The organism is Nostoc sp. JL34 (assembly GCF_017114945.1).
GTDB lineage: Bacteria > Cyanobacteriota > Cyanobacteriia > Cyanobacteriales > Nostocaceae > Nostoc.
Window position 1 is genome coordinate 1 of the sequence record NZ_JABXKQ010000075.1, and the last position, 4,618, is coordinate 4,618.

A 4,618-nucleotide genomic window follows, 5' to 3' on the forward strand; every position below is an offset into this window, starting at 1 on the left:
TTAGTCTGAATCTTGAGTATATCAATATTTTTTTCTAACTTGTGAGAAATCCGGGCGAGATTCGTACTCTTGACCACGTTTCAATTATTGTACCCAACTCTCGCTTCTTGGAAAAAGAAGTAATCAACTGGAGCCATCGCAACCCGATTTCTCGCCTTCATCTCCCCGTTGGCGTTGCCTATAGCTCAGATCCCAAAGCAGTGCAATCTGCTCTGTTAGAGGCTGCTTCTAAGCATCCCAATGTATTGCAGACTCCTTTGCCTCTAGTACTGTTTAAAGAGTTTGGCAACAATACCTTAAATTTTGAGTTATTAGTCTGGACTGCGGAACCTAATAAACAATTTTTGCTCAAAAGTGATTTATACTACATTATTTACGAAGTATTAAAGCAACGAGAAATTGAAATTCCTTTTGCTCAGTTAGATTTACATCTGCGTTCTGGTCAGTTGGAATTTACGCCAGAAATGCAGTTAGCTTTAATACAGATGGTTGAACGATTATCAAATCAGGAGTCAGACATAGATTCAACCAATCCAATTGAAAAGGGTACAGAGGGTATAGATGCATGAGCGCTCGTAATCATGGGGGTCTACCCACAAAAATCATCCACCCGAATATCCCGCCAGACATCAGAAACCTGCCAGCCAGAGTTGCCCACTGATTGTACTGGAGGATTGTCAAGCAATGGAATATAGTCAGGAACTCTAGGTTCTGAAATCGCTACTGGTTTTTCCTCAACCTCAACCACAGGGGCTGGAGAATTGACAGTATTAGCTTCAAGAAGTTGGTCTTCAGCCTCCTCGATTAATTTCATCTGTCTCAGGGTAAGCTTGTCGGATTTTTTGATGATTTTCTTAGTGTGTATCTCATTAGAAGTTTTCATTGGCTGTTCTCTCGAAGGCATTGGCTTAAAATTTGTCTGAGTAAATTTGGGAGAAGTTAGGTATAAATAATTTGCACAGAATTAACAAGGTACACCAAATTTATGGAAAATACGAGTCTCTTGTTGAGGAATTTATTAATTGGACATAAATATCTTTTTCGGGCAGATGCCCTAACATAACCTGTTGCACAGATGCAAGTATTAAGCGTAAGCGTAGCTCGCCGCAGGCATCGCTTCTTTCCTCATGACTGTACCTGAAGATTGTTTTACGTTTTTGACTCCTAATAAGCAGATAATAGATGGTTGAGAGTTCTCGCTGTGGAGGAACAGCGTTGAGAAACTTATCAGGTGATAAAGGAAAAATCCTGGTAGTAGATGACGAAGCCAGCATCCGGCGGATTTTACAGACCCGTCTAGAAATGATTGGCTACAGTGTAGTTACAGCTAGTGATGGTGAAGAAGCTTTGTCAGCTTTTCGCCTGTTGACCCCTGATTTGATAGTTCTGGATGTGATGATGCCAAAGCTGGATGGTTACGGTGTCTGTCAAGAATTACGGAAACAATCAGATGTGCCAATTATCATGCTTACAGCCTTGGGAGATGTAGCAGATCGGATCACTGGGCTGGAATTAGGGGCTGATGATTATATGGCGAAGCCTTTCTCTCCAAAGGAATTAGAGTCAAGAATTCGCTCTTTGCTGCGACGAAGAAACGATAGAACAACTACTGCTGCTATTTCAAATTTGCGAGTAATGGTTGTAGACAATCTGAAAATTGATACCAATAAGCGACAAGTCTACAAAGCAGGTGAGCGAATTCCATTAACGGGTGTAGAGTACAGCTTACTAGAGTTATTGATGAGCTATCCTGGCAAATCTTTTACCCGTGGAGAAATATTGCAGCAAGTGTGGGGTTATAGTGCAGAACAACATGCAGATACTCGTGTGGTGGATGTGCATATTTCACGTTTGCGCTTGAAGTTAGAAGATGATCTGGAAAATCCAGAATATATACTCACTGCAAGAGGAAGTGGTTACTTTTTTCAACGAATTCCTCAACTAGAGCATTAATCATGAAACCGACAAATGTCAGTTGTTTGAGGTTGATGAAGTTCTTTGTCTTAATTGTAGTGTCTTGATAGATAGGCACAGGAAATTAGTACAATTTTTGGATACTGGAGTTTTCATTTTTGAAAAAGCATTTGAGCCAAAGTCTATCTATAGCACCAAGCCGAAAACTGAAGATTACGATCCTAACAGTAGGTTCAAGGGGAGACTTGCAACCATACTGCGCTTTGGCTATTGGGTTAAAACGTGCGGGGCATGAAGTAACGATTGCAACGCATGAGAACTTTGAGTTATTTGTGAGGAAGTTCGATTTAAAGTTTGCAGCGATCGCTGGCAATATGCAAGAGTTTTTGCAGAACAGTGAATATAAAAGATTCGCTACGGGTGTTTGTGATCAAGGAAGTTCCCCATGATTGGTTATTTCCTCAAGTGCCAGCAGTAGTACATCACGGAGGAGCTAGTACAACGGCGGCAGTGTTACGTGCGGGGACACCAAACCAATTCGCAATTCGCAATTCGCAGTTCGCAATTGCGGACGTAATTGAATAATTGCTTCATCTTTGGTGTCAAAACCCTTAATTTCAATTATGAAAAGAAATAAAACACGTAGTATCAATATTCAACAGAACCCATTCATGCGTGGGGTATTATTAATTGCGAATTGCGAATTGCGAATTGCGAATTGCGAATTGGTGTTAGCCCTGCGCCGATACCGTACAAGGAAGTGTCAGATAAAACTTTAGCAGCAGCGATTGAAATCGTACTGGGCGATGAGGTGATGCGGGAGAAAGCACAAGAGTTGGGTGAGAAGATTAGGGGTGAAGATGGTGTGGCGAATGCAGTTGAAGCATTCCATCGGCATTTGGGGTTGATTGAGTAAAATATTTCTGGACTGATCTGCTAGTGATAGCAATAGGCGAAACTATTGGCATCTCTCGAACGAGGTACAACTTGGTTTGGAAGTTTGGAATTCAGAAGGCTCAGTTGGCAGGAGCGTCCAGCCAATTGAGCCTTCTGAATAAATTTTCTTAGGACTCACCTTGAGTAGATTAATCATTGTGTGCGTGTTCAAACTCGTAAACATAAAATAGGCGACTAAATTTATTAAGCAAGTATCCTAGAAGTACAAATAATGTTGCACCCCCAAGCGCCCACCAGAATCCTGTATGAGGAAAAACCGTTAAAAGTGACGCAGGTATTTGGTTTGCAGATGCTAATGCAGCTTTTACCGCTATGGCTCTTGCATCCAGAATTACAGCAACACATAAGCATAATATAGATAAACCGTAAGCCAACACCCGTAGACGTTTAATATTTTTCAAAGCATCTTTGCAAACTTGGCAATGTTGGGTATGAGTTGTCCAGACATCAAAAAGCTTTTGTTTGTCTAATTCGAGCAAGGGAAGATCGGTATTACACCCTGAAGCCCAAGGAATACTACCTCCAGCTTTTTTCTGCAACCACTGGCGAAATGCAATTACCATTTTATCTTGAGGATTGGGTGTATAAACTGCGTTCACCCATTGGGCCTTTTGACGTTTAGCTAGAATCTTCTGTTGATAATGAAGAAATACTAAGTCTTGGTGTAAGAACAAGGATGACAAAACATGGCCTAGCCAAGTTGGCATTGGTAGTCCAAAGACTCCTAATCCTTTAGGTGTCTTACCCATCTCGTTCTTAACTAAGACCTGACTGTCCTGGGCTTATCTTTGTCAGACCGAGATTCGACGTTTACCGAGAGATTTCCGCAGCAATCCACGCTATATTCAAACGCTACAGTGATTTAGTGGAAGGAGTTGCGCTAGATGAGGCATACCTTGATGTTACTGAGAATAAGCAAAGTATCCCCTATGCTTCTACTATCGCAAGACATATTAAAACTGCGATTTTCCAGGAAACTAAGCTGACGGCAACTGCGGGTGTGTCAATTAACAAGTTTCTTGCAAAAATGGCATCAGGGCAGAACAAGCCGAACGGACTAACGGTGATTTTGCCAGAACAAGCGATCGCCTTTGTAGAACAGCTACCAATTGAGAAGTTCCACGGGATTGGAGAGGTGACGGCAGCGAAGATGCATTCACTCGGCATTCATAGTGGCGCAGATTTGAAGGGGCGATCGCTGACTGAGCTAACACACCACTTTGGTAAAGCAGGTCATTATTACTACAGAATTGCCAGAGCAGAAGATGACCGCCCAGTTGAAGCAAATCGAGTTCGTAAGTCAATTGGTGCAGAAACCTCATTTGCTAGAGACTTAAGTGACCATAGTGAAATGTTAAAAATGCTTCCGGAAATGCCTGAGCCTATTTTATTAACCCAGATTTTTGCCAAGCTTACTTCTTTAGGACGTATTCATACCGTTTCTACGGGTGTTGAACCCTCGTAAATTGGCAGAGGTATTGTTAGTTATAAGTTATTTTAGTACCATTCCTATTTAAAGATGTTATTTTTCATGAGTTTTACTATGAGTTATGGGATGAGTTTTATGAGTTTCAGAGCCGATAAGACAACTAATATTAAAAGTAATTCGTTGCAATGTTATATCTAATACGAATTTGGCTTACTTGCTCGAATAACTTATTACTGATATTAAAAATTACAATCTATCTTAATTTTTTTATTTAAAAGTTGACTATTTTGTCAATTTGTAGGTTTTAATTCTTAATTA

At 40.8% G+C, this 4,618-nt stretch carries 8 protein-coding genes; 6 read left to right on the forward strand and 2 right to left on the reverse strand.

Annotated features, from left to right (window positions below; translation table 11 throughout):
* Window positions 1–41: 41 nt before the first annotated feature.
* Entirely contained in the window at window positions 42–569 is a 528-nt protein-coding gene (locus HWQ44_RS15035; RefSeq protein WP_292719835.1) for a mechanosensitive ion channel domain-containing protein, read from the forward strand.
* Between the two features lie 20 nt (window positions 570–589).
* Here the strand turns inward: HWQ44_RS15035 and HWQ44_RS15040 are convergent, their stop codons facing one another.
* Window positions 590–883 (reverse strand): hypothetical protein, encoded by a 294-nt coding sequence (locus tag HWQ44_RS15040; protein WP_292719837.1) that lies wholly within the window; start codon window positions 881–883, stop codon window positions 590–592.
* Window positions 884–1,182: 299 nt separating this feature from the next.
* Here HWQ44_RS15040 and rpaB point away from each other — a divergent pair, with 299 nt between their 5' ends.
* The 4 genes from rpaB (at window position 1,183) to HWQ44_RS15060 (ending at window position 2,830) form a co-directional block, all read left to right on the forward strand.
* Window positions 1,183–1,953 carry a response regulator transcription factor RpaB gene (rpaB, locus tag HWQ44_RS15045; protein ID WP_292719839.1) on the forward strand — a complete coding sequence of 257 codons (771 nt, stop codon included), beginning with the start codon at window positions 1,183–1,185 and terminating at the stop codon, window positions 1,951–1,953.
* A 131-nt stretch (window positions 1,954–2,084) separates the two neighbouring features.
* A complete protein-coding gene (locus tag HWQ44_RS15050; protein WP_292719843.1) occupies window positions 2,085–2,363 on the forward strand; it encodes a glycosyltransferase in 279 nt (92 codons plus the stop codon).
* Window positions 2,311–2,499: a hypothetical protein gene (locus HWQ44_RS15055; RefSeq protein ID WP_292719847.1), complete on the forward strand. Its 189-nt coding sequence runs from the start codon at window positions 2,311–2,313 to the stop codon at window positions 2,497–2,499. Before HWQ44_RS15050 ends, HWQ44_RS15055 begins: the two co-directional genes overlap by 53 nt.
* A 112-nt stretch (window positions 2,500–2,611) precedes the next feature.
* Window positions 2,612–2,830 carry a hypothetical protein gene (locus HWQ44_RS15060; RefSeq protein WP_292719841.1) on the forward strand — a complete coding sequence of 73 codons (219 nt, stop codon included), beginning with the start codon at window positions 2,612–2,614 and terminating at the stop codon, window positions 2,828–2,830.
* Window positions 2,831–2,999: 169 nt separating this feature from the next.
* Here HWQ44_RS15060 and HWQ44_RS15065 read toward each other — a convergent pair whose 3' ends face one another.
* The gene (locus HWQ44_RS15065) at window positions 3,000–3,620 is read right to left on the reverse strand and encodes a hypothetical protein (protein ID WP_366931384.1); all 621 of its coding nucleotides are present in this window, start codon (window positions 3,618–3,620) and stop codon (window positions 3,000–3,002) included.
* A gap of 83 nt (window positions 3,621–3,703) precedes the next feature.
* Between HWQ44_RS15065 and HWQ44_RS15070 the strand changes: the two genes are divergently transcribed.
* Window positions 3,704–4,336, forward strand: coding sequence for a hypothetical protein (locus HWQ44_RS15070; protein WP_292719845.1), 633 nt, complete (start codon window positions 3,704–3,706; stop codon window positions 4,334–4,336).
* The last annotated feature ends 282 nt before the right edge of the window (window positions 4,337–4,618 follow it).

Excerpts from the sequence above, each read along its gene's own strand:
- rpaB (WP_292719839.1), top strand. The coding sequence starts at position 1,183 with ATGGTTGAGAGTTCTCGCTGTGGAGGAACAGCGTTGAGAAACTTATCA.
- HWQ44_RS15065 (WP_366931384.1), bottom strand. The coding sequence starts at position 3,620 with ATGGGTAAGACACCTAAAGGATTAGGAGTCTTTGGACTACCAATGCCA.
- HWQ44_RS15040 (WP_292719837.1), bottom strand. The coding sequence starts at position 883 with ATGAAAACTTCTAATGAGATACACACTAAGAAAATCATCAAAAAATCC.